Origin of the sequence: Limnohabitans sp. JirII-31 (genome assembly GCF_002778315.1) — a bacterium.
GTDB lineage: Bacteria > Pseudomonadota > Gammaproteobacteria > Burkholderiales > Burkholderiaceae_C > Limnohabitans.
The window spans coordinates 18,748-43,681 of record NZ_NESA01000018.1 but is presented as its reverse complement, the minus strand read 5'-3'; the positions used below and the strand labels follow the sequence as shown (position 1 = coordinate 43,681).

General features: G+C 57.7%; 24 protein-coding genes and 1 tRNA gene. 19 read left to right on the top strand and 6 right to left on the bottom strand.

Features of this window, described 5'->3' with window-relative positions; all coding sequences use genetic code 11:
* Positions 1-14: 14 nt before the first annotated feature.
* The 5 genes from nirB to B9Z41_RS16225 form a co-directional block, all read right to left on the bottom strand.
* The gene (gene nirB, locus B9Z41_RS16245) at positions 15-2,477 is read right to left on the bottom strand and encodes a nitrite reductase large subunit NirB (RefSeq protein ID WP_100148129.1); all 2,463 of its coding nucleotides are present in this window, start codon (positions 2,475-2,477) and stop codon (positions 15-17) included.
* Positions 2,474-3,307, bottom strand: a complete 834-nt coding sequence (locus B9Z41_RS16240) for an ABC transporter ATP-binding protein (protein WP_100148128.1) — start codon at positions 3,305-3,307, stop codon at positions 2,474-2,476. Before B9Z41_RS16240 ends, nirB begins: the two co-directional genes overlap by 4 nt.
* Positions 3,304-4,098: a nitrate ABC transporter permease gene (ntrB, locus tag B9Z41_RS16235; RefSeq protein WP_100148127.1), complete on the bottom strand. Its 795-nt coding sequence runs from the start codon at positions 4,096-4,098 to the stop codon at positions 3,304-3,306. Before ntrB ends, B9Z41_RS16240 begins: the two co-directional genes overlap by 4 nt.
* Positions 4,099-4,108: 10 nt before the next feature.
* Entirely contained in the window at positions 4,109-5,353 is a 1,245-nt protein-coding gene (locus B9Z41_RS16230; protein WP_100148126.1) for a CmpA/NrtA family ABC transporter substrate-binding protein, read from the bottom strand.
* Positions 5,354-5,585: 232 nt separating this feature from the next.
* On the bottom strand, positions 5,586-6,239 hold the full coding sequence (locus tag B9Z41_RS16225) for an ANTAR domain-containing response regulator (protein ID WP_100148125.1): 654 nt from the start codon (positions 6,237-6,239) through the stop codon (positions 5,586-5,588).
* Between the two features lie 97 nt (positions 6,240-6,336).
* Between B9Z41_RS16225 and tsaD the strand changes: the two genes are divergently transcribed.
* Positions 6,337-7,380 carry a tRNA (adenosine(37)-N6)-threonylcarbamoyltransferase complex transferase subunit TsaD gene (gene tsaD, locus B9Z41_RS16220; RefSeq protein WP_100148124.1) on the top strand — a complete coding sequence of 348 codons (1,044 nt, stop codon included), beginning with the start codon at positions 6,337-6,339 and terminating at the stop codon, positions 7,378-7,380.
* 5 nt (positions 7,381-7,385) lie between these two features.
* Here the strand turns inward: tsaD and B9Z41_RS16215 are convergent, their stop codons facing one another.
* A complete protein-coding gene (locus B9Z41_RS16215) occupies positions 7,386-7,748 on the bottom strand; it encodes an Hsp20/alpha crystallin family protein (protein ID WP_100148123.1) in 363 nt (120 codons plus the stop codon).
* A gap of 276 nt (positions 7,749-8,024) precedes the next feature.
* On the opposite strand from B9Z41_RS16215, the gene rpsO reads away from it, so the two are divergent.
* From rpsO to nuoL, 18 genes are all read left to right on the top strand, one after another.
* A complete protein-coding gene (rpsO, locus tag B9Z41_RS16210; protein ID WP_100148143.1) occupies positions 8,025-8,288 on the top strand; it encodes a 30S ribosomal protein S15 in 264 nt (87 codons plus the stop codon).
* 232 nt (positions 8,289-8,520) lie between these two features.
* A complete protein-coding gene (pnp, locus tag B9Z41_RS16205; RefSeq protein WP_100148122.1) occupies positions 8,521-10,740 on the top strand; it encodes a polyribonucleotide nucleotidyltransferase in 2,220 nt (739 codons plus the stop codon).
* Positions 10,741-10,765: 25 nt separating this feature from the next.
* Positions 10,766-11,770: an NAD(P)H-quinone oxidoreductase gene (locus B9Z41_RS16200; protein WP_100148142.1), complete on the top strand. Its 1,005-nt coding sequence runs from the start codon at positions 10,766-10,768 to the stop codon at positions 11,768-11,770.
* Complete coding sequence (tpiA, locus tag B9Z41_RS16195; RefSeq protein WP_100148121.1) at positions 11,767-12,525, top strand: triose-phosphate isomerase; 759 nt, start codon at positions 11,767-11,769, stop codon at positions 12,523-12,525. Before B9Z41_RS16200 ends, tpiA begins: the two co-directional genes overlap by 4 nt.
* Before the next feature lie 23 nt (positions 12,526-12,548).
* Positions 12,549-12,911 carry a preprotein translocase subunit SecG gene (gene secG / locus B9Z41_RS16190; protein WP_100148120.1) on the top strand — a complete coding sequence of 121 codons (363 nt, stop codon included), beginning with the start codon at positions 12,549-12,551 and terminating at the stop codon, positions 12,909-12,911.
* Positions 12,912-13,013: 102 nt separating this feature from the next.
* Positions 13,014-13,098 (top strand) — tRNA-Leu (locus tag B9Z41_RS16185).
* Between the two features lie 87 nt (positions 13,099-13,185).
* Entirely contained in the window at positions 13,186-13,545 is a 360-nt protein-coding gene (locus B9Z41_RS16180; protein WP_100148119.1) for an NADH-quinone oxidoreductase subunit A, read from the top strand.
* Positions 13,546-13,586: 41 nt separating this feature from the next.
* On the top strand, positions 13,587-14,063 hold the full coding sequence (locus B9Z41_RS16175; RefSeq protein WP_100148118.1) for an NADH-quinone oxidoreductase subunit B family protein: 477 nt from the start codon (positions 13,587-13,589) through the stop codon (positions 14,061-14,063).
* Between the two features lie 14 nt (positions 14,064-14,077).
* The gene (locus tag B9Z41_RS16170; protein WP_100148117.1) at positions 14,078-14,689 is read left to right on the top strand and encodes an NADH-quinone oxidoreductase subunit C; all 612 of its coding nucleotides are present in this window, start codon (positions 14,078-14,080) and stop codon (positions 14,687-14,689) included.
* Between the two features lie 90 nt (positions 14,690-14,779).
* A complete protein-coding gene (locus tag B9Z41_RS16165) occupies positions 14,780-16,033 on the top strand; it encodes an NADH-quinone oxidoreductase subunit D (RefSeq protein WP_100148116.1) in 1,254 nt (417 codons plus the stop codon).
* On the top strand, positions 16,030-16,551 hold the full coding sequence (gene nuoE, locus B9Z41_RS16160) for an NADH-quinone oxidoreductase subunit NuoE (protein WP_100148115.1): 522 nt from the start codon (positions 16,030-16,032) through the stop codon (positions 16,549-16,551). The genes B9Z41_RS16165 and nuoE overlap by 4 nt, the downstream gene beginning before the upstream one ends.
* Positions 16,552-16,636: 85 nt before the next feature.
* Positions 16,637-17,989 carry an NADH-quinone oxidoreductase subunit NuoF gene (gene nuoF / locus B9Z41_RS16155; protein WP_100148114.1) on the top strand — a complete coding sequence of 451 codons (1,353 nt, stop codon included), beginning with the start codon at positions 16,637-16,639 and terminating at the stop codon, positions 17,987-17,989.
* Between the two features lie 12 nt (positions 17,990-18,001).
* On the top strand, positions 18,002-20,146 hold the full coding sequence (nuoG, locus tag B9Z41_RS16150; protein ID WP_100148113.1) for an NADH-quinone oxidoreductase subunit NuoG: 2,145 nt from the start codon (positions 18,002-18,004) through the stop codon (positions 20,144-20,146).
* Positions 20,146-21,228, top strand: a complete 1,083-nt coding sequence (gene nuoH / locus B9Z41_RS16145) for an NADH-quinone oxidoreductase subunit NuoH (protein ID WP_100148112.1) — start codon at positions 20,146-20,148, stop codon at positions 21,226-21,228. The genes nuoG and nuoH overlap by 1 nt, the downstream gene beginning before the upstream one ends.
* 16 nt (positions 21,229-21,244) lie before the next feature.
* Positions 21,245-21,757 carry an NADH-quinone oxidoreductase subunit NuoI gene (nuoI, locus tag B9Z41_RS16140; RefSeq protein ID WP_100148111.1) on the top strand — a complete coding sequence of 171 codons (513 nt, stop codon included), beginning with the start codon at positions 21,245-21,247 and terminating at the stop codon, positions 21,755-21,757.
* An 11-nt stretch (positions 21,758-21,768) separates the two neighbouring features.
* Complete coding sequence (locus B9Z41_RS16135; RefSeq protein WP_100148110.1) at positions 21,769-22,500, top strand: NADH-quinone oxidoreductase subunit J; 732 nt, start codon at positions 21,769-21,771, stop codon at positions 22,498-22,500.
* A complete protein-coding gene (nuoK, locus tag B9Z41_RS16130) occupies positions 22,497-22,805 on the top strand; it encodes an NADH-quinone oxidoreductase subunit NuoK (protein WP_100132908.1) in 309 nt (102 codons plus the stop codon). Before B9Z41_RS16135 ends, nuoK begins: the two co-directional genes overlap by 4 nt.
* Before the next feature lie 92 nt (positions 22,806-22,897).
* Positions 22,898-24,925, top strand: coding sequence for an NADH-quinone oxidoreductase subunit L (gene nuoL, locus B9Z41_RS16125; protein ID WP_100148109.1), 2,028 nt, complete (start codon positions 22,898-22,900; stop codon positions 24,923-24,925).
* Positions 24,926-24,934: the final 9 nt, after the last annotated feature.

Below are 24,934 nucleotides of genomic sequence, written 5' to 3'. Positions count from 1 at the left end.
GGTGTGGCTCCGATTCAAGCGGTGATCTGGGGAACGATGGGCACAAACTGGCGCGTGTCCACCTGGGCTTTGGCGTGTTCGAACCAGGGGTCGGGTTCGCCTTCCAGGGCAAATTGCAAGCGGGCCCACAGGGCTTGGCGGCCTGCGTGGTCGTCCAAGATTTTTTGCTTCACATAGTCCAAGCCGACGCGGTTGACGTAATGCACCGTGCGCTCCAGGTACCAGCCTTCCTCGCGGTAGAGCTGCATGAAGGCGCCGGTGTACTCCAGCACTTCGGCGGCGGTTTTGACCTTGGTGAAGAAATGTGCCACCTCGGTCTTGATGCCGCCGTTGCCTGCGATGTACATCTCCCAGCCACTGTCCACGCCGATGATGCCCACGTCCTTGATACCGGCTTCGGCGCAGTTGCGCGGACAACCCGAGACCGCGAACTTGACCTTGTGCGGGGCATACATGCGCCACATGGCGCGCTCCAGGTCTTTGCCCATTTGCGTGCTGTCTTGCGTGCCCATGCGACACCATTCGCTGCCGACGCAGGTTTTCACGGTGCGCAAGGCTTTGGCGTAGGCGTGGCCACTGGGCATGCCAATGTCTTTCCACACGTTCACCAAGTCTTCTTTTTTCACGCCCAGCAAGTCGATGCGCTGCCCGCCGGTGACCTTCACGGTGGGGATCTTGTACTTGTCCACCACATCGGCAATGCGGCGCAACTCGTCGGCCGTGGTCTCTCCCCCCCACATGCGCGGAATCACGCTGTAGGTGCCATCTTTTTGGATGTTGGCGTGGCTGCGTTCGTTGATGAAGCGGCTTTGTGGATCGTCCACCGCCTCTTTGGGCCAGCTGCTCAAACGGTAGTAGTTGATGGCCGGGCGACAGCTGCCACACCCGGTGGGCGTGCGCCACTCTAGGAACTTGAACACCGCGTCGTTGGTCAGCAGCTTATGGTCCCGGATGGCGTCGCGCACGTCTTGGTGGCTGTGGTCGGTGCAGCTGCACACGGCTTTTTTCTTCGGCGTGGCCGAGTAGTCGCCACCGGCAGTGAACATCAAAATTTGCTCCACCAAGCCGGTGCACGAGCCGCAGGAGGCGCTGGCTTTGGTGTGCTTGCGCACCTCATCGAGTGTGAACAAACCCTTTTCTTGAATGGCTTTGCAGATGGTGCCTTTCTTGACCCCGTTGCAGCCACACACCTCGGCGTCGTCGGGCATGGCGGCGGCTTTGTTGTGGCCTGCGTGACCCACATCGCCGATGTTGGATTCGCCAAACATCAGCTTCTCGCGAATGTCGGCCACGCTGCGGCCATCGCGCAACAACTTGAAATACCAGCTGCCATCCACCGTGTCGCCGTACAGGCAGGCACCAATGAGTTGGTCGTTGCGGATCACCAGTTTTTTGTACACCCCATCGTGCGGATCGCTCAGCACAATTTCTTCGGTGCTGCCATCGGTGCTGCCCATGAAATCGCCCGCACTGAACAGGTCGATGCCTGTGACTTTGAGTTTGGTGGATGTCAATGAGCCGGTGTAGCGGCCAATGCCGTACTCGGCCAAATGGTTGGCCAAGACCTTGCCTTGTTCAAACAAAGGTGCGACCAAACCATACGCAATGCCACGGTGTGCCGCGCATTCGCCCACGGCATAAATGCGTGGGTCGGTCACGGTTTGCAAGGTGTCGCTCACCACGATGCCGCGTTCACAGTGCAAACGCATTTGCTCGGCGAGTGCGGTGTTGGGACGAATGCCCACCGCCATCACCACCAGCTCGGCGGGCACATGCGTGCCGTCTTTGAACAGCACAGACTTCACACGACCGTTCGCGTCACCTAGCAATTCTTGGGTCTGTGCACCCAGACGGAACTGCATGCCACGTGCCTCGAGTGAGCGTTGCAACATGCCGCCAGCCACGCGGTCGAGCTGGCGCTCCATCAGCCATTCGGCCACGTGCACCACCGTGACCTGCATGCCGCGCTTCATCAAACCGTTGGCGGCTTCCAGGCCCAACAAGCCGCCGCCAATGACCACAGCATGCTGGTATTTTTTGGCTGCATCAATCATGGCCTGTGTGTCTGCCATGTCGCGGTAGGCCAAGACGCCGTCGAGTTCACGCCCAGGAATAGGCAGCATGAACGGGTTAGAGCCGGTGGCCAACAGCAAACGGTCATAAGGCGCTGTGCGGCGCTCCCCGGTGGCGTTTTCGGCGGTCACCAGGCGTTTGACGCGGTCCACCTCGGTCACCTTCCAGCCGGCATGCAGGGTGATGCCGTTGTCGCGGTACCAGTCGAAGGGGTTCAGCACGATCTCGTCCATGGTTTGCTCACCGGCCAAGACCGGGGACAACAAGATGCGGTTGTAGTTGGGGTGAGGCTCGGCCCCAAACACCGTGATGTCGTACAGGTCTGGCGTGAGCTTGATCAGCTCTTCCAGCGTGCGTACACCCGCCATGCCGTTGCCAATCATCACCAATTTGAGCTTGTTCATGTTTTCTCCACATGCGCTTGGCGCGTGTACAAAAAGTCGATCACGGCTTTGCGGTACTGCAAATAGCGCGGATCGTCCGCCAGCTGCACGCGTGAGCGTGGGCGTGGCAGGTCGACGCTGAGCACCTCGCCAATGGTGGCGGCGGGGCCGTTGGTCATCATCACAATCTTGTCGGACAGCAACACGGCTTCGTCTACATCGTGCGTCACCATGACCACCGTGCTGTGGGTGGCTGCCACGATAGACAGCAACTCGTCTTGCAGCTTGGCGCGCGTCAACGCATCGAGAGCGCCAAACGGTTCATCCATCAGCAGCACCTGGGGCTCCATCGCCAGGGCCCGTGCAATGCCCACGCGTTGCTTCATGCCGCCCGAAATTTCTCCGGGCCGCTTGTGTGCCGCATGGCTCAAACCCACCAGGTCCAAGGCCGCATCGGTGCGGGCTTTGAGTTGCAGCTTGGTTTCTTTGGCTTTGCCGTCGACCAAACCCGATTGACCAAACACACGCTCCACCCCAAGGTAGATGTTTTCAAAACAGGTGAGCCAGGGCAGCAGCGAGTGGTTTTGAAACACCACCGCACGCTCTGGGCCGGGCCCTGAGATTTCGCGGTTGGCGCAAATCAGGTTGCCTTGGGTGGGGGTCGTCAATCCGGCAATCAGGTTGAGCAGGGTGGACTTGCCGCAACCGGAGTGGCCAATGAGGGCGACAAACTCACCTTTGGCCACCGTCAGGTCGATGTCGCGCAGGGCAGGAAAGTCTCCTTTGGCCGTGCGAAAGGTTTGGGCCACGCCCTGAATTTCTAAGAACTTGTGGGTCAGCGACGCATTCATGAACGCACCTCCTCAAAGGTAAACGCGGTGGCGAGTTTGATGAGTGCGTACTCCAGCACCAAGCCGACGATGCCAATCACAAAGATGGCGATGATGATGTTTTTGACGTTCAGGTTGTTCCATTCGTCCCAGACCCAAAAGCCAATGCCCACACCACCGGTCAACATCTCGGCGGCCACGATGACCAGCCAAGCAGTGCCCACAGCCAGGCGCACACCAGTCAACATGTAAGGCAGCACAGCAGGGAACAAAATTTTGCTGATGATCTTCCACTCAGACAGGTTGAGCACACGCGCCACGTTCATGTAGTCCTGGGGCACGCGCTGCACACCCACGGCGGTGTTGATGACCATGGGCCAGATCGAACAAATGAAGATGGTCCAAATGGCCGCAGGGTTGGCCCCTTTGAACACCAACAAGCCAATCGGCAACCAGGCCAACGGGGACACGGGGCGCAGCAAGCTGATGAGCGGGTTGAACATGCGCGACAAAAACTCGAAACGCCCAATCAAGAACCCCATTGGAATGCCCACCAATGCCGCCAAACCAAAGCCCATGGCCACGCGCTTGAGTGAGCTCAGCACGTTCCAGCCCACGCCTTGGTCGTTGGGGCCGTTGCTGTAGAAGGGGTCACTGAACACCGAGATGGCTTGCACCAAGGTGTCACTGGGGCTTGGAAAGTTGTTGGTGCTGCTGAGCGACACCAACGACCAGATGCCCACTAGCAGTGCCAGCCCCAAGAAGGGCGGCACCAGCTGTGACAGCAGCGATTTGAAAAAGCGAGCCAGCATGCCGTTGTCCTTAAGCTTTGACTTTGAAACCGTCGGCGTATTTCTTAGGGTCTTTGCCGTCCCACACCACACCGTCGACCAGCTTGCTGGTGCGCATCACGTCTTTGGGCAGCGGGGTTTTGCTGGCCGTAGCAGCTTGTTTGTAGACGTCAATGTGGTTGACTTCTTTGGCCACCTTCAGGTAGTCGGGGTGGTCTTTGAGCAGGCCCCAGCGCTTGTGCTGGGTCAAGAACCACATGCCGTCCGAGAGGTAAGGGAAGGTGGCCTGACCGTCGGCGTAAAACTTCATGTGGTTGGGGTCGTCCCAGGTTTTGCCCAAGCCGTTTTGGTAGCGGCCCAAGATGCGCTGGTTGATCACGTCCACACTGGTGTTCACATAGGCTTTGTCGGCAATCGTCTCGGCCATCTTCATCTTGTTTTGCAAGCCCGCGTCAATCCATTTGCCGGCTTCCAAAATAGCGGCCGTCACAGCGCGTGCGGTGTTGGGGTATTTCTTGACGAACTCGGCCGTGGTGCCCAGCACTTTTTCCGGGTGGTCTGGCCAGATGTCTTGGGTGGTGGTGGCGGTGATGCCAATGCCATCGGCAATGGCGCGGTGGCCCCAGGGCTCACCCACACAGTAGCCGTCCATGTTGCCCACGCGCATATTGGCCACCATTTGCGGAGGCGGCACAGTGATCACCTTGGCGTCTTTGAGCGGGTTGATGCCCACACTGGCCAACCAGTAGTACAGCCACATGGCGTGGGTGCCGGTTGGGAAAGTTTGGGCGAAGGTGTATTCGCGTTTCTCGGTGTTCATCAGCTTGGCCAAGCTGGCCGCATCCACGGCCCCTTTGTCTGCGAGCTTTTTGCTCAGGGTGATGGCCTGGCCGTTTTGGTTCAGGTTCATCAGAACGGCCATGTCTTTTTTCGGACCCGAGGTGCCCAGATGCACGCCATACACCAAGCCATAGAGCACATGGGCAAAGTCCAGTTCGCCATTCACCAATTTGTCGCGCACACCGGCCCAGCTGGCTTCTTTGGTGGGAATGATCTTGACGCCGTACTTTTTGTCGATGCCCAGCACCGAGGCCATGACCACGCTGGCGCAGTCGGTCAGCGGGATAAAGCCAATGCGCACTTCTTCTTTTTCGGGCTTGTCTGAGCCTTGGGCATAGACCGCTGCGCGCAAGGCGGGCGCAATAGTCAGGGCACTGGCGGTGGCGGCTTGCAGCACATTGCGACGGCTCATAGGGGTCTCCAGCAGATCGGTCATGAATCACTCCTTGAAAAAAACAGGCAACTCCAAAAGCGTTGAGGCAAAGAAAAAGGCGTCCACAGAGACAGCTCGTGAAAGCCATGTCTGGGGACGCCTTTGTCCGTTCCAACCTTGGAGGGTTATGCCTTGGGTTACGCAAGGCTTGTGCCAGCTGATTACAAGCCGATGCCGCTAGGGTTTGCCCTGATCGGGTGCGTGATCGGGTGTGTTCGGGGCGTGGTGCACCAAATTAGGACAGGAGGTCTGCCATGTCCAGAATGCGTTGGGCGACATCGGCCAGCTTGAGGCCTTTGTCCATCGCTACCTTGCGTAATTTCGCGTGGGCTTGCGCTTCGGTCAGCGATTGCTTGTCCATCAACAGAGCTTTGGCCCGGTCCACCAGACCGCGCTCTTGCAGTGCGTGTCGAGCCTGGTCACGTTCGTCACGCAAATTTTGTTCGTATTCGAAGCGCGCCATCGCCACATCCAGGATCGGGCGAATGCGCGTGCTGGAGAGACCGTCCACGATGTAGGCCGACACACCGACCGCCACGGCATCGCGCACATGGCTGGTGTCGTTGTCATCGGTGAACAACACGATGGGCCGCCTCGCATCACGGGTGGCAAACACCACATGCTCCAGTGCGTCACGGGCCTCGGATTCGGCATCCACAATGATCAGGTCGGGTTGCAACTGGCTGATGCGGTCGGCCAAAAACACATCGGCGGGCAGTGTCGCAATCAGGTTGAAGCCGCTTTCCAGCAAGCCAATGCGCAGCGCACGTGAGCGCTCGGCTTGGGTGCGTGCATGGTCGTCGTGGGGGTCGGTCACCACCAAGTCAGGAGCCACCACCACGATGCGCAAGGCTTCCTGGGGTTTGATCTTCTTGGGGCTGGCTTTCATTCCGGAACTTTCTAGGCACACTCACTGTCGGTGTGAGTGATGCAAATTGTGCGCCAGTCATGTGAGGCAACAACCCATCCGCATAAACTTGTCCACTATGTTGATCCTTGGTATTGAATCTTCTTGCGACGAGACCGGCGTGGCTTTGGTGCGCGCCGATGGACAGGCCTTGCCTTGCTTGTTATCGCATGCATTGCACAGCCAAATTGCCATGCACCAAGCCTACGGGGGCGTAGTGCCCGAGCTGGCCAGCCGTGACCACATCCGTCGCGTCATTCCTCTGGCGCGTGAGGTGTTGGCCCAAGCGCAGCAAAGCTTGCAAGCGGTGGACGTGGTGGCTTATACACGTGGCCCAGGCTTGGCCGGCGCTTTGCTGGTGGGAGCGGGTGTGGCCTGTGCGTTGGGCGCAGCTTTGGGCAAGCCGGTGCTGGGCGTACACCATCTGGAAGGGCACTTGCTGTCGCCGTTTTTGAGTGAGGATGCGCCAGAGTTCCCGTTTGTGGCTTTGTTGGTGTCGGGGGGGCATACGCAGCTGATGCGGGTGGATGGGGTGGGCCGGTATGTGTTGCTGGGCGAAACCATCGACGACGCCGCAGGCGAAGCCTTTGACAAATCAGCCAAGCTGATGGGCTTGGGTTACCCAGGTGGACCTGCTTTGTCCAAGCTGGCGCAACAAGGTGATGCCACAGCGTTCAAGTTGCCGCGCCCTTTGCTGCACAGCGGAGATTTGGATTTTTCGTTTGCAGGGCTCAAAACAGCTGTGCTGACCCAAGCGCAAAAGTTGGGGGCGCAACTTGAGGCGCGCAAGGCGGACTTGGCCGCTTCGACCGAGGCCGCGATTGTGGAGGTGTTGTTGAAGAAGTCCTTGGCCGCTTTGCGCCAGACCGGCTTGACACGCTTGGTGGTGGCTGGTGGTGTGGGAGCCAATCGTCACCTGCGTGAGCAGCTCAACGCGGCTTGTGCGCGTTTGAATGTGCGGGTGCACTACCCTGAGTTGCATTTGTGCACCGACAACGGCGCGATGATTGCCATGGCCGCTGCCATGCGCTTGCAGGCCGAGTCTCAAGAGAGCTCGGCACTGTCCACCAGTTATAGCTTTGACATCAAACCGCGCTGGCCTCTGGCCGAGCTGGTTGGATGACGCTGTTATTGCACCGACAGTGAGGTGGCGTTGCTCTTGGGTTGCTGCTTGACCAATTCCAAGGTCAACACGCCATTTTCCAATTTGGCACTGCTGCTGGCGGTGTCAATGTGCTGCGGCAATTCGTAGCTGCCACGGTATTGACGGGGGGCATCGGCCACAGTTTGGATACGCACCACGTTGTCTTCAATCTCAATTTGCAATTGCTCACGGCTGATGCCTGGCACATCAAAACTCAGACGATAGGCCTTGTCGTCTTGTTGGAAGTTTTGTGAGGGGCCGGTTTGACGCATCACATCACCCAAAAAACGCTCAAACGAGTGGAGAGCGGGGCGGTTCAAACGGGCATTGACGGGGGTAAACAACATGGTGATTTCTCCTTGCAAATAGCGGGCTGCACTGCGGAATGCGGTGCAGCATGAACAGAAATTGCGCGCGGCTCGGCTGATTTCAAGGGCATGGCAAAGAGGAATATTTTTGGATCTTGTGACTTGAAAAAGCGGCCCTTGGCGCTATGGCAAACGCCGGTCAGCGGCCTAAAGTTGGGGTTTGCTATACTCTGTGGGCTTTATCTATGAGGTGAGGCAAGCACGTTGGGTCTAAGTTCCATGGCCCAACGCAAGTCAAACATCAAAGGAAAACACATGCTGACTGCAAAAATTGCTGAAGTTGTCAAAGACAACGCACGCGCCGCTGGTGACACCGGTAGTCCTGAAGTGCAAGTTGCACTGCTGACTGCCCGCATCAACGAACTCACCCCTCACTTCAAGACACACGCCAAAGACCACCATGGTCGTCGTGGCTTGTTGCGCATGGTGAGCCGTCGTCGCAAATTGCTCGACTACCTCAAGTCCAAAGACTTTGACCGTTACGCTGCACTGATTGCCAAGCTTGGCCTGCGCAAGTAATCGCTGAAGTTCGCGACAAACGCCTGAGTTATTTAAATAGCTCAGGCGTTTTGCACTTGTTGCACTGAAATTTTTAATCCAACGGAACGGTACGAGGCGCAGATTCGAAAAGCTGTGTCATTCCAAAAAAGACGACCTAGTGGGCTTTTTTGGAATGGCATCGTTTGCTGCACCAGTTCCTCCGGGCTTCGGCGAAGTGGCCTGCACTTCCCAAACTCTTTAGGAGAAAACCATGTCACTTTTCAACAAAGTCACCAAAACCTTCCAGTGGGGCCAACACACGGTCACCATGGAAACCGGCGAAGTTGCTCGCCAAGCCGGCGGCGCTGTGCTCGTCAACATGGATGACACCGTGGTCTTGGCCACGGTGGTGGGTTCGAAGATTGCCAAAGCTGGCCAAGACTTCTTTCCTTTGACCGTTGACTACATCGAAAAAACCTATGCCGCAGGCAAGATCCCTGGCAGCTTTTTCAAGCGCGAAGCCAAGCCCAGCGAACACGAGACGCTGACCAGTCGCCTGATCGATCGTCCGATCCGTCCTTTGTTCCCTGAAGGTTTCTACAACGACGTGCACGTGGTGATTCACACCGTGTCCCTGAACCCTGAAGTCGACGCCGACATTGCCGCCTTGATCGCCGTGTCTGCTGCCCTGAGCATTTCGGGTATTCCTTTTAATGGCCCTATCGGCGCAGCCCGCGTGGGCTACATCAACGGCGAATACGTCTTGAACCCCGGCCAAACCCAGCGCAAAGACAGCCTGATGGACTTGGTGGTGGCAGGCACTGAAGCCGCTGTGTTGATGGTGGAGTCCGAGGCCCAACAACTGTCGGAAGACATCATGTTGGGTGCTGTGGTGTTTGGCCACGAGCAAGGCAACATTGCCATCAATGCCATTCACGAGTTGGTGCGCGACGCTGGCAAACCCGCTTGGGACTGGACTGCACCTGCTAAGGACGAGCCGCTGATCGCCAAGGTCACCGCACAAGCTGAAGACAAGCTGCGCGCTGCCTATCAGATCCGCAACAAACAAGCCCGTACCCATGCTTGCCGCGAAGCCTACGCCGCCGTCATGGCTGGCCTCAAGGCTGACGGTGTGGAGTTTGACGCCGTCAAGGTTGAGAGCATGTTGTTTGACATCGAAGCGCGCATCGTGCGCAGCCAAATTTTGGCTGGCGAGCCCCGCATCGACGGTCGCGACACGCGCACCGTGCGTCCCATCGAAATTCGCAACAGCGTGTTGCCCCGCACCCACGGTTCGGCCTTGTTCACACGTGGTGAAACCCAAGCTTTGGTGGTCACCACTTTGGGTACCGAGCGCGACGCACAACGCATTGACGCCTTGGCCGGTGAGTACGAAGACCGTTTCATGATGCACTACAACATGCCTCCCTTTGCCACCGGCGAAGTGGGCCGCATGGGCAGCACCAAACGCCGCGAAATCGGTCACGGCCGTTTGGCCAAACGTGCCTTGGTGGCGGTGTTGCCAAGCAAAGAAGAATTTCCCTACACCCTGCGTGTGGTGTCTGAAATCACCGAGTCCAACGGCTCATCTTCTATGGCTTCGGTCTGCGGCGGCTGCTTGTCGCTGATGGACGCTGGCGTGCCCATGAAAGCGCACGTCGCCGGTATCGCCATGGGCCTGATCAAAGAAGGCAACCGCTTTGCCGTGTTGACCGATATCTTGGGTGACGAAGATCACCTGGGAGATATGGACTTCAAAGTGGCCGGTACCACCCACGGCATCACCGCTTTGCAGATGGACATCAAGATCCAAGGCATCACCAAAGAGATCATGCAAGTGGCTTTGGCTCAGGCCAAGGAAGCTCGCATGCACATTCTGGGCAAGATGCAAGACGCCATGGGCGAAGCCAACACGCAAGTCTCTGACTTTGCACCCAAGCTCTTCACCATGAAGATCAACCCTGAAAAAATCCGTGACGTGATTGGCAAGGGTGGTTCTGTCATTCGTGCGCTGACCGAAGAAACCGGTTGCCAGATCAACATCGACGAAGACGGCACCATCACCATCGCTGCCACCGATGGCGACAAGGCCCAAGAAGCCAAGAAGCGCATCGAGCAAATCACAGCTGAAGTTGAAATTGGCAAGGTCTACGAAGGCCCGATCACCAAGATCCTGGACTTCGGCGCTTTGGTTAACCTGTTGCCTGGCAAAGACGGTTTGCTGCACATCAGCCAAATCAGCCACGAGCGCATTGCCAAGGTCACCGATGTGTTGGCCGAAGGTCAGATCGTGCGCGTGAAAGTGTTGGAGACGGACGAAAAAGGTCGCGTCAAGTTGTCGATGAAAGCCTTGACCGAGCGTCCTGCTGCTGAGCACCAGGGTGAGCATCAAGGCGAGCAGCGTCACCACCATGGTGAGCGCCAGCACGCTGACAACCAACATGCTGAGCGTCCCCATGCAGGGGATGCCCATCAAGACCATCAGTCTTGATTTGACAGCCGAGGTGACGCACATGATGCGCATTGTTGACATCACATCGCCCGGTGCTGCTGAGGTGCTGCGTCCAGGCCAACGGCCTGCGCCGCAGCCAGGCGTGGGCGAGTTGCTGATTCGCGTCAGCGCTAGCGGCGTGAACCGCCCTGACGTGTTGCAGCGTACTGGCAACTACCCTGTGCCTCCTGGGGCATCGGATGTGCCTGGGCTGGAAGTCGCCGGTGTCATCGCCTCAGGCGACGCAGCGGCTATGGCGGCTGCAGGTCTGAAGGTGGGTGACCGTGTGTGTGCCTTGGTAGCCGGTGGTGGTTATGCCGACCATTGTGTGGCACCTGTCGGGCAGTGTTTGCCAATTCCAAAAGGTCTGAGCGATGTCGAGGCTGCATCGTTGCCAGAGACATTCTTCACGGTGTGGAGCAATGTGTTTGACCGCGGTCGTCTACAGGCAGGGGAAACCTTGTTGGTGCAAGGCGGCTCGAGCGGCATTGGTGTGACGGCCATTCAAATGGCTAAAGCCCTGGGTGCCAAGGTCATCGTGACTGCGGGCAGCGACGACAAATGCGCCGCCTGCGTGGCGCTGGGGGCAGATCACGCCATCAATTACAAAACACATGACTTTGTGGCTGAGGTCAAACGCCTGACCGATGGCAAAGGCGTGGATGTGGTGCTCGACATGGTGGCCGGTGACTATGTGACTCGTGAAGTAGAGTGTTTGGCTGAAGATGGCCGTTTGGTCATCATCGCTGTTCAGGGTGGGGTTAAGAGCGGCTTCAACGCAGGCTTGGTCCTGCGTCGCCGCTTGACCATCACGGGTTCAACCTTGCGTCCACGTCCCGTCGCGTTCAAAGCCGCCATTGCCAGCAGTCTGCGCCAGCATGTGTGGCCCCTGATCGAAGCCGGTCGAATCAAGCCGGTGATTCATTCAACTTTTGATGCAGCCTCGCTGGATGGCGCTGAACGGGCCCATCGCTTGATGGAGTCGAACCAGCACATTGGCAAGATTGTGTTGACTTGGAACTTGTCATGAAACAAAAACTCATTGCAGGCAATTGGAAAATGAATGGCAGCTTGGCTGCCAACCAGGTTTTGATGCAAGGCATTGCACAAGGCTTGAGTGCAGCACTCGCGGGTCAGCAAGCGCAAGTGGCGGTATGTGTGCCTGCGGCTTATTTGTCGCAAGTGCAGCAACTGACACAGAGCTCGGGCATTGAGCTGGGCGCGCAAGATTTGTCTGCGCACGAGCAAGGTGCCTACACCGGTGAAATTTCTGCTGCCATGTTGAAAGACTTTGCGGTGCGTTTTGCCATCGTGGGGCACTCTGAGCGTCGTCAATACCATGCCGAAAGCGATGAGTTGGTGGCTATCAAGGCGCAACGTGCCTTGTCGGCAGGCATCACACCCATCGTGTGTGTGGGTGAGACCTTGGCCGAGCGCGAAGCCGGTCAAACCGAAGAGGTGGTGAAGCGCCAACTGGCTGCGGTCATTCACACCAACGGGCATTGCATCAGCGAGATCGTGGTGGCTTACGAGCCCGTGTGGGCCATTGGCACAGGCCAAACTGCCACGCCAGAGCAAGCTCAAGCCGTGCACGCTGTGTTGCGTGCGCAATTGCAGGCAGCGACTGCACATGCGGACCGCGTGCAAATTCTTTATGGTGGCAGCATGAACGCTGCCAATGCGGCTCAGTTGCTGAGCCAACCAGATATTGATGGTGGGTTGATTGGCGGCGCGGCGTTGAAGTCGGCTGACTTTTTGACCATCATCGCAGCGGCTGCCCGCTGACACACAGCTATTTCGGAGTTTTTATGAATTTGATTCTTAACATTGTGCAAGTGGTTCAGTTGTTGGCTGCTTTGGCCATGATCGGCCTCATCTTGGTCCAGCACGGCAAAGGTGCCGACATGGGCGCAGCTTTTGGCAGTGGCAGCTCAGGCAGCTTGTTTGGTGCCAGTGGTGGTGCGAACTTTTTGTCGCGTACCACGGGCGTATTAGCCGCTGTATTTTTTGCTTGCACGCTGGCCTTGGCTTACTTTGGCAACTTGCGTCCTGCCAGTTCGGGCAGTGTGCTTGAAGGTGCTGTGGTGGCACCTGCTGCGGGTGCCTCAGCCGATGCTGTTCCTGCCGCTGTTGTGCCTGCGTCTGGCGCGGCACAAATCCCCACCAAGTGAACATAAAACCTCAAGCTTCAGAGAGAAAATCGTTCTTTTCAGGGTAAACTCTGAGGCTGTTCAGTAAGCGTTATTCCTCTTCGTTGAACTGAACGCATACAAGCCGTCGTGGTGAAATTGGTAGACACGCTATCTTGAGGGGGTAGTGGCGAAAGCTGTGCGAGTTCGAGTCTCGCCGACGGCACCATCCAAACAAAGTCTGCTGTCAATCTGGTGTCAACCAGGTCGGGCAGACTCGCAGACTAAGAACGACTAGTCATACCGCGAGATTGCGATGAGCCTTGAACAGTACCTCCCCGTCCTCCTGTTTATCCTTGTAGGCCTTGGCGTGGGGGTTGTCCCCCAAGTTCTGGGTTACTTCCTGGGCCCTAATCGCCCCGACCCTGCCAAAAACTCCCCTTACGAATGCGGTTTTGAAGCGTTTGAAGACGCCCGCATGAAGTTCGATGTGCGTTACTACCTGATCGCCATCCTCTTCATTTTGTTCGACCTCGAAATTGCATTTTTATTTCCTTGGGCCGTGGCGCTCAAGGAAATTGGTTTCATCGGCTTCATCGACATGATGATTTTCCTGGCCATTTTGGTTGCAGGCTTTGCCTACATGTGGATCAAGGGTGCCATCGATTGGGAATGATCCCGAGCGTTGCATGGCAGGAAAAGAATTAAGGAGCTCATATGGCAATTGAAGGCGTTTTCAAAGAAGGCTTCATCACCACGTCCTACGACTCGGTGGTGAACTGGGCCAAGACTGGCTCGTTGTGGCCCATGACCTTTGGTCTGGCTTGCTGCGCGGTGGAGATGATGCATGCGGGCGCTGCCCGTTACGACATTGACCGCTTTGGCATGTTGTTTCGCCCCAGCCCCCGTCAATCGGACCTGATGATCGTGGCCGGCACCTTGTGCAACAAGATGGCCCCTGCTTTGCGCAAGGTCTACGACCAGATGTCTGAGCCGCGTTGGGTCTTGTCTATGGGCTCATGCGCCAACGGCGGCGGCTACTACCACTACAGCTATTCGGTGGTGCGCGGCTGCGACCGTGTGGTGCCAGTGGATGTGTATGTGCCCGGTTGCCCGCCCACTGCGGAAGCCTTGCTGTACGGCATCTTGCAATTGCAGAGCAAGATTCGCCGCGAAAACACCATTGCCCGTTGAGCAGGACTGCGACCATGAGCCACTCCATTCACACGCTTCAAGCCAACCTGCAAGAGGTGCTGGGCGACAACATCCAGCAACTTGATGCGGCGCTGGGCGAGGTCACGCTGACCGTGTCAGCCGCCAACTACCACGCGGTCATGCGCACCTTGCGCGATGACGCGCGCTTGGGCTTTGAGCAACTCATCGACTTGTGCGGCTTGGACTACTCCAGCTACAAAGACGGTGCCCATTCCAAATTCACCGACGCACCGCGCTTTGCGGTGGTGAGCCATTTGCTGTCGATTGCCCACAACTGGCGTTTGCGTGTGCGCGTCTTTGCTGTGAGCGACGACATGCCTTTGGTGGCTTCGGTCAACGACGTGTGGAACTCGGCCAACTGGTTTGAGCGTGAAGCCTTTGACCTGTATGGCATCGTGTTTGAAGGCCATGAAGACCTGCGTCGCATCTTGACCGACTACGGTTTCATTGGCCATCCGTTCCGCAAAGACTTCCCGACCTCGGGCTATGTCGAAATGCGCTATGACGCTGAACAAAAACGTGTGGTGTACCAGCCGGTCACCATTGAGCCGCGCGAGATCACGCCGCGCATCATCCGCGAAGACAACTACGGCGGCTTGGCATGACGCATCGCCCCCACGCTCATCACTTCGTGTATTCGCTGCCCCCCGAGGGGGCGCAGGCCTCCCTTGGGGCGGCCCGGCGGGAGTCCAATCATGGCTGATATCAAAAACTACACCCTCAACCTTGGTCCGCAACACCCGGCCGCGCACGGTGTGCTGCGTTTGGTGCTCGAGCTCGACGGCGAAGTGGTGCAACGCGCCGATCCGCACATCGGTCTGCTGCACCGCGCCACTGAAAAATTGGCCGAGAGCAAAACCTACATCCAATCGCTGCCCTACATGGACCGTCTGGACTATGTGTCCATGATGAGTAACGAGCATGCGTACTGCTTGGCGATTGAAAAAATGATGGGCATCGAGGTGCCCGAGCGTGCCCAGTACATCCGCGTCATGTATGCCGAAATCACCCGTTTGCTCAACCACTTGTTGTGGTTAGGTTGCCACGGGTTTGACTGCGGCGCGATGAACATCTTGATCTATTGCTTCCGCGAACGCGAAGACCTGTTTGACATGTACGAGGCTGTGTCGGGCGCCCGCATGCATGCCGCTTATTTCCGTCCAGGCGGCGTGTACCGCGACTTGCCAGACACCATGCCCCAGTACAAGGCCAGCAAGGTGCGCAACGCCAAAGCCATTGCGCGTTTGAACGAAAACCGCCAAGGCTCTTTGCTCGACTTCATCGACGACTTCACCCAACGCTTTCCCAAGCTGGTGGATGAGTACGAAACCCTGCTGACCGACAACCGCATCTGGAAACAGCGTTTGGTCGATGTCGGCATCGTCACGCCCGAGCGCGCCAAAAACCTCGGCTTCACCGGTGCCATGTTGCGTGGTTCGGGCATCGCCTGGGACTTGCGCAAGCACCAGCCGTATGACGTGTATGACCGCATGGATTTCGACATCCCTGTGGGCAAAACCGGTGACTGCTATGACCGTTACTTGGTGCGCGTCGAAGAAATGCGCCAGTCCAACCGCATCATCCAGCAGTGCGTGCAATGGTTGCGTGCCAACCCAGGGCCCGTCATCACCGACAACCACAAGGTGGCTGCGCCCAGCCGTGAAGGCATGAAGTCCAACATGGAAGAGCTGATTCACCACTTCAAGCTCTTCACCGAAGGTTTCCATGTGCCCGAAGGCGAGGCTTATGCCGCCGTCGAGCACCCCAAAGGTGAGTTTGGCATTTACCTCGTGAGTGACGGTGCCAACAAGCCTTACCGATTGAAAATTCGCGCCCCTGGTTTTGCCCACTTGGCAGCCATGGATGAAATGGCGCGTGGCCACATGATCGCCGACACCGTGGCGGTGATTGGCACCATGGACATTGTGTTCGGGGAAATTGACCGATGAGTTCTCACACCACCACCCACAGCCCCGCGCTGTCGGCCCAAACCTACGCGCGTTTCGACCGCGAAGTGGCCAAGTACCCCGATGACCAAAAGCAGTCGGCCGTCATGGCCTGCTTGGCTATCGTGCAGCAAGAGCAGGGCTTTGTCAGTGCTGACAGCGAGCGCGCCATTGCCGAGCACCTGGGCATGGCGCCCATGGCTGTGCATGAAGTGACCACCTTCTACAACATGTACAACCAGCAACCGGTTGGCAAGTTCAAGATCAATGTGTGCACCAACCTGCCATGCCAGTTGCGCAATGGCCAAGCGGCTTTGGTGCACTTGGTGAAAAAGCTGGGCATTGAGGTGGGTGAAACCACCGCGGATGGCCTGTTCACGGTGCAGCCCGGTGAGTGCATGGGCGCTTGCGCCGATGCACCGGTGTTGCTGGTCAACGACCGCACCATGTGCAGCTACATGAGCCACGACAAGATCGACCAGTTGGTCGATGGTTTGCGTGCGGTGAAGGAAAACACATGATGCCCCCACGTTCATCGCTGCGCGTATTCACTGCCCCCCGAGGGGGCGCTGGCCTCCCTTTGGGCGGCCCTGCGGGAGTCCAACCATGAACCTCCAACACCTGCTTTCTCAATTTCAGACCAACGCGGTCGAGACATGCTTTCATGGCCGTCACCTGGGCCCCCAAATCTTGGCCGACTTGAATGGCAGCAACTGGTCGCTGCAAGACTATGTGGCGCGTGGTGGCTACCAGGCCTTGCGCAAAATCTTGGGCCAAGACGGCGGCGAGGGCCTGACCCAAGACCAGGTCATTGCCACCGTCAAAGAGTCGGGCCTGCGTGGTCGCGGCGGTGCGGGCTTTCCTACCGGTTTGAAGTGGAGCTTCATGCCCCGCCAGTTCCCTGGCCAAAAGTATTTGGTGTGTAACTCGGACGAAGGTGAGCCGGGCACTTGCAAAGACCGTGAGATCTTGCAACACAACCCTCACATCGTGATTGAGGGCATGGCCATTGCGGCCTATGCCATGGGCATCAGCGTGGGCTACAACTACATCCACGGCGAAATTTTCCAGACCTACGAACGCTTTGAAGCGGCCCTCGAAGAAGCGCGTGCCGCAGGCTTTTTGGGCGATCGCATCATGGGCTCGAACTTCAGCTTCCAGTTGCATGCCGCCCATGGTTTTGGTGCTTACATTTGCGGTGAAGAAACCGCGCTGTTGGAGTCACTTGAAGGCAAGAAGGGTCAGCCCCGCTTCAAGCCACCGTTCCCAGCCAGCTTTGGTTTGTACGGCAAACCCACCACCATCAACAACACCGAAACCTTCGCGGCCGTGCCGTGGATCATTCGCAACGGGGGGCAGGCCTACCTCGAATGCGGCAAGCCCAACAACGGCGGCACCAAGATCTTCTCGGTCAGCGGTGACGTGGAACGTCCTGGCAACTACGAAATTCCCATGGGCACGCCGTTCTCCAAATTGTTGGAGTTGGCGGGTGGCGTGCGCAAAGGTCGCCAGCTCAAAGCGGTGATTCCTGGCGGATCATCTGCCCCGGTGTTGCCGGCCCACATCATCATGGACTGCACCATGGACTACGACTCGATCGCCAAAGCTGGCTCGATGTTGGGTTCGGGCGCTGTCATCGTGATGGACGATTCACGCTGCATGGTCAAGAGCCTGCAACGCTTGAGCTATTTCTACATGCACGAATCATGTGGCCAATGCACCCCTTGCCGCGAAGGCACAGGTTGGCTGTGGCGCATGGTGGACCGCTTGGAGCGCGGCGAGGGCCGACCCAGCGACATGGACTTGTTGGACAACGTGGCAGAAAACATCATGGGCCGCACGATTTGCGCCTTGGGTGACGCCGCTGCCATGCCTGTGCGCGGCATGCTCAAACATTTCCGCCACGAATTTGAACACCACATCACGCACAAGACCTGCATGGTCCCGGCGTACGTTTGACGGATAAGCACCATGGTTGAAATCGAACTCGACGGCAAAAAGATAGAAGTCCAAGAAGGCTGCATGGTCATGCATGCGGCTGAAAAGGCGGGCACCTACATTCCGCACTTTTGTTACCACAAGAAGCTCAGCATTGCGGCCAACTGCCGCATGTGTCTGGTCGATGTGGAAAAAGCCCCCAAGCCCATGCCCGCCTGTGCCACGCCCGTGACGCAAGGCATGATCGTTCGCACCAAGAGCGACAAGGCGGTCAAAGCGCAGAAGTCGGTGATGGAGTTCTTGCTCATCAACCATCCGCTCGATTGCCCGATTTGCGACCAAGGCGGTGAGTGCCAGTTGCAAGACTTGGCGGTGGGTTATGGTGGCTCGACTTCGCGTTACGAAGAAGAAAAACGCGTCGTGTTCCACAAAGACGCAGGTCCGCTCATCAGCATGGAAGAGATGAGCCGTTGCATCCATTGCACCCGCTGCGTGCGCTTTGGCCAAGAAGTGGCCGGCATCATGGAGCTGGGCATGTCGCACCGCGGCGAGCATGCCGAGATTGAAACCTTTGTGGGCCAGTCGGTGGACTCCGAGTTGTCGGGCAACATGATCGACATCTGCCCCGTCGGTGCCCTGACCAGCAAACCCTTCCGCTACCAGGCCCGCACCTGGGAGTTGAGCCGTCGCAAGTCGGTCAGCCCGCACGACGCCACCGGCGCCAATTTGATTGTTCAAGTCAAGAACAACAAAGTGCTGCGTGTTGTGCCTTTGGAAAACGAAGACGTCAACGAGTGCTGGATTGCCGACCGTGATCGCTTCAGCTACGAAGCCTTAGAGAGCGCCGACCGCTTGACCACCCCCATGCTCAAGCAAGGTGGCGAGTGGAAAGAAGTGGATTGGCAAACCGCCTTGGAATACGTGGCCAATGGCCTGCAAGGCGTCAAAGCCCAGCACGGTGCACAGGCCATCGGCACCTTGGCCAGTCCGCACAGCACCGCCGAAGAGTTGTTCCTGGCCGCGTCTCTCATGCGCGGCTTAGGCAGCCAAAACATCGACACGCGTTTGCGTGCCGCAGATTTCCAACACGACGCGACAACGCGTTGGCTGGGCACTTCATTGGCATCGCTGAGCACATTGCAGCGTGTGTTGGTGATTGGCAGCAACATCCGCAAAGACCAGCCTTTGATGGCACAACGCCTGCGCCAAGCGGTGCGCAACGGTGCCAAGCTGCATGCCTTGAACGCGCAGTCCTACGACTGGGCCATGCCGGTGGCCAACACTTTGCTGGCTGACGCCGCCCATTGGGTGCAAGCCCTGGCCGATGTCGCCGCTGCGGTAGGGGCCATCACCGGGGCTGCGGCACCTGTGGCGGGTAACGCCAGCAACGCACAAGCGCAAGCCATCGCCAAGTCTTTGACGGGTGGTGAGCGCAAAGCCATTGTGTTGGGCAATGCCGCCGCGCACCATGCACACGCATCGAGCTTGTTGAGCTTGGCCAACTGGATTGGCGCACAAACGGGTGCCACCGTGGGTTATCTCGGCGAAGCCGCCAACACCGTGGGTGCCCAAGTGGTGGGTGCCTTGCCGGTGGCTGGTGGCCTGAATGCAGGCCAGATGTTGGCTGGTGGTTTGAAAGCCGTGGTGTTGCTCAACACGGAACCTGCTGTTGACGCTGCCAACGGTGCTGCGGCTGCACAGGCCATTGGTCAAGCCGAGATGGTGGTCACCTTGTCACCGTTCAAAACCAATCTGGACATCAGCGATGTGCTGTTGCCCATCTCGCCTTTCACCGAAACAGCAGGCACCTTCATCAACACCGAAGGTCGCGTGCAAAGCTTCCACGGCGTGGTCAAGCCTTTGGGTGAAACCCGTCCTGCCTGGAAAGTGCTGCGCGTCTTGGGGTCGATGTTGCATGTGTCAGGTTTTGCCTTCGAGACCATTGACGAAGTGCGCGCCCAGGCCATTCCTGCCAACGTGGCAGCCTTGTTGTCCAACGCTTGCAGCGCGAACGTGGATGTCAGCCCAGTCGCAGGGCAACCTGCCACGGCTGCGATTTACCAACTCGACAGCTTGGTGCGCCGTGCACCGTCGCTGCAGCTCACGGCGGATGCCAAGCAACCTGCGGCGGATGCCAAACAACCTACGGTTGATGCGAAGTTGGAAGGAGGTCTGTGATGGTGGACGCAATTTTCAACGCAGGTCTGGCCCTGTCGTCCCAAGTGTGGTGGACCACCATGGCCTGGCCGGTGTTGTGGACGCTGCTCAAGATCGTGGCGGTGCTGCTGCCTTTGATGGGCTGCGTGGCTTACCTCACGCTGTGGGAGCGCAAAGCCATTGGCTACACCCAAATCCGCAAAGGTCCCAACCGCACCGGTCCCGGTGGTTTGTTGCAACCGATTGCCGATGCACTCAAGCTGTTGACCAAAGAAATCATTGTGCCGACCCAAGCCTCTACCGGCTTGTTCTTGCTCGGCCCCATCATGACCATCATGCCCGCGCTCGCGGCCTGGGCGGTGATTCCCTTTGGCCCGGATGTGGCCTTGGCCAATGTCAATGCTGGCTTGCTGTTCTTGATGGCCATCACCTCGCTGGAGGTGTACGGCGTGATCATTGCGGGTTGGGCTTCCAACTCTAAATACGCTTTCTTGGGCGCCATGCGTGCCTCGGCCCAAATGGTGAGCTACGAAATCGCCATGGGCTTTTGCTTTGTGATCGTCTTGATGGTGTCTGCCAGCCTCAACATGAGCGACATCGTGATGGGCCAGGCCAAAGGCATGATGGCCGACAAAGGCCTGACCTTTCTGTCGTGGAACTGGTTGCCCCTGTTGCCCATCTTCTTGGTCTATTTCATCTCCGGTCTGGCTGAAACCAACCGCCACCCGTTTGACGTGGTGGAAGGCGAGTCTGAAATTGTGGCCGGCCACATGATTGAGTACTCGGGCATGTCATTTGCCATGTTCTTCTTGGCCGAATACGCCAACATGATTTTGGTGTCCATGCTGGCCGTGGTGATGTTCTTGGGCGGCTGGTTGTCTCCTCTGGACAACGCACTGTTCAACCTGGTGCCGGGCTGGATTTGGTTAGGCCTCAAAACCTTCGTGGTCGTGACCATGTTCCTGTGGGTGCGCGCCACCTTCCCACGCTACCGCTATGACCAGATCATGCGTTTGGGCTGGAAGATTTTTATTCCCGTGACCTTGGTTTGGTTGCTGGTGGTGGGTGTCTGGATGCAGACCCCATGGAACATCTGGAACTGATGCCGGAGCACACACCATGACTACAACGACACATTCCGCCCCTTTCTCGTTGCGCGACTTTTTGTCGAGCTTCTTGCTCACCGAGCTGTTCAAAGGCATGGCCTTGACTGGCAAGTACATGTTCTCGCGCAGCATCACGGTGCAGTTTCCTGAAGAGAAAACGCCCATGTCGCCACGTTTCCGTGGCCTGCACGCCTTACGTCGCTATGAAAACGGCGAAGAGCGTTGCATTGCTTGCAAGCTGTGCGAAGCTGTTTGCCCGGCCATGGCCATCACCATTGAGTCCGACCAACGTGCCGATGGCAGCCGCCGCACCACACGCTATGACATCGACCTGACCAAATGCATCTTCTGCGGTTTTTGCGAAGAGAGCTGCCCGGTCGACTCGATCGTCGAAACCCACATCTTTGAGTACCACGGCGAAAAGCGCGGTGACCTGTACTTCACCAAAGAGATGTTGCTGGCCGTGGGTGACCGCTACGAACCCGAGATTGCGGCCAACAAAGCTGCTGACGCCAAATACCGCTGAAAGATTTCATGATGGACGTTCAATCGGCTCTTTTCTACGCGTTCTCAGCAGTCTTGCTGTTTGCCGCATTCCGCGTCATCACGGCGCGTAACCCTGTGCACGCCGCCCTCTATTTGGTGCTGGCGTTCTTCCAGGCTTCGGGCGTGTGGATGCTGCTCAAAGCAGAGTTCCTCTCCATCGCCTTGGTGCTGGTGTACGTGGGTGCTGTGATGGTCTTGTTCTTGTTTGTGGTGATGATGCTCGACATCAACATCGACAGCATTCGCCAAGGCTTTTGGAAACACTTTCCTCTGGCTGCCACGGTGGGCGCGGTGATTGCGCTTGAACTGGCTGCCGTGCTGTTGGGTGGCTTTCGCGTCAGCGAGCCACGTGTCTCGGCCTTGCCCTCGGTGGTCACGCCCGTGGTCGTGACGGCTCCTGCTGACACAGCCTCTGCGGCGCTGGCCGCAGCGTCTCAGGCGGCCGATGTGGGCCATGTGGTGGTGGCGCAAGTCTCCAACACCAAGGCCTTGGGCGTGTTGCTCTACACCGAGTACCTCTACCCCGTGCAAGTGGCCGCGATCATTTTGTTGGTGGCCTTGATTGCTGCCATCGCCTTGACCTTGCGCGCCCGCAAAGACACCAAAACCCAGGACCCGAGTCAGCAAGTGCGCGTCAAAGCGCGTGACCGTGTGTCCTTGGTCAAGATGGCAGCGGTTCAACCTGCCGCTGAGCCCGCCCCTGAGCAGGAGAAAAAAGCATGAGCATCACCTTAGGCCACTACCTGACGCTGGGCGCAATTTTGTTCGCCTTGTCTGTGACTGGCATCTTCTTGAACCGCAAAAACTTGATCGTCTTGTTGATGGCGATTGAGTTGATGCTGTTGGCGGTCAACATGAACTTTGTGGCGTTCTCGCACTACTTGGGCGACTTGAACGGTCAAATTTTCGTTTTCTTCATCTTGACGGTGGCGGCTGCTGAGTCGGCCATTGGTCTGGCGATTCTGGTGCAGTTGTTCCGCAACAAGTCCAGCATCAACGTGGATGAACTCAACACGCTCAAGGGCTGATATGAAGCCCCCACGTTCATCACTTTGTGTATTCACTGCCTCCCAAGGGGGCTCAGGCCTGCCTTGGGGCGGCTCTGCGGAGGTCTGACACCATGTCACAAACCCTACAAGCTTCTACTTTGCTGGCCGTTCCCCTGGCCCCGCTGGTTGGCTCCACTTTGGCGGGCCTGTTTGGCACCCGTTTCGGTGGCAACTGGATTGGCCGTCGCCTGACGCACACCCTGACCATTTTGGGCGTGTTCATCGCCTTTGTGCTGTCGGCCATGACGCTCAAGAGCGTGGCCATCGACGGCGCCCGCTTCAACGACACCCTCTACACCTGGATGGTGGTGGGTGGTTTGAAAATGGAAGTGGGCTTTTTGGTGGATGGCCTGACCGCCATGATGATGTGCGTGGTCACCTTCGTCTCATTGATGGTTCACCTGTACACCATTGGCTACATGGAAGAGGACGAGGGCTACAACCGCTTCTTCTCCTACATCTCGCTGTTCACTTTCTCCATGTTGATGCTGGTCATGAGCAACAACATGTTGCAGCTGTTCTTCGGCTGGGAAGCCGTGGGCTTGGTGTCGTATCTGTTGATCGGTTTCTGGTTCAACAAACCCACGGCCATCTTCGCCAACATGAAAGCCTTCTTGGTCAACCGTGTGGGTGACTTTGGCTTCATCTTGGGTATTGGCTTGATCGTGGCCTATGCCGGCACCTTGAACTACACCGAAGCATTTGCCAAAGCGGCTGAACTGGGTGCCATCACCTTCCCCGGCACCGACTGGATGTTGGTGACGGTGATCTGTATTTGCCTGTTCATTGGCGCCATGGGCAAGTCAGCCCAATTCCCGCTGCATGTGTGGTTGCCTGACTCGATGGAAGGCCCCACGCCCATTTCTGCCTTGATCCACGCCGCCACCATGGTGACCGCTGGCATCTTCATGGTGACGCGCATGTCGCCCTTGTTTGAGTTGTCAGACACGGCGCTCAACTTCATCTTGGTGATCGGTGCTATCACTGCCTTGTTCATGGGCTTTTTGGGGCTGATTCAAAACGACATCAAGCGCGTGGTGGCTTACTCCACCTTGTCGCAACTGGGCTACATGACGGTGGCCTTGGGCGCTTCAGCCTACTCGGTGGCGGTGTTCCACCTCATGACCCACGCTTTCTTCAAAGCCCTGTTGTTCTTGGGCGCAGGCTCGGTCATCATGGGCATGCACCACAACCAGGACATCCGTTGGATGGGCGGCGTGCGCAAGTACATGCCCATCACCTGGATCACTTCGTTGCTGGGCTCGCTGGCTTTGATTGGCACGCCATTCTTTGCCGGCTTCTATTCCAAAGACAGCATCATCGAGGCCGTGGCTGAAAGCCACCTGCCAGGCGCGGGCTTTGCGCACTTTGCTGTGTTGGCCGGTGTGTTTGTCACCGCCTTCTATTCCTTCCGCATGTACTTCTTGGTGTTCCATGGCGAAGAACGCTATGACCAGAACCCCGATGCACACCACGCACACGATGACCACCATGGCCATGATGACCATGGCCACGACCACAGCCCGCACGAGTCACCCTGGGTGGTGACGGTGCCTCTGCTGTTGTTGGCGATTCCTTCGGTGGTCATTGGTTACCTCACCATCGACCCGATGCTCTATGGCGAGTTCTTCAAAGACGCCATCTTCATCGATGCCGACAAGCACCATGCCATGCATGAGCTGGCCCACGAGTACCACGGTGCTGTGGCCATGGCCTTGCATGCCTTCAGCTCGCTGCCGTTTTGGTTGGCCTTGGCTGGCGTGGCCAGCTCGTACTACATGTACATGGTCAACCCCGCCGTGCCCGCTGCCATCCAACGCGTGTGCCAACCCATCTACACCTTGTTGGAAAACAAGTACTACCTGGACTGGTTCAACGAAAACGTCTTGGCCCGTGGCGCACGTGCCTTGGGCACAGGGCTGTGGAAGGGTGGCGACCAAGCCATCATCGATGGCGGCATCGTCAACGGTTCCTGGAAGCTGGTGGGTTGGGTGTCTTCGGTGACGCGCGGCTTGCAGTCGGGCTACCTCTACAACTACGCCTTGGTGATGATCTTGGGCGTGTTCGTGCTGATGACTTGGTTCGTCTGGCTCAAATAAGGAGAATAA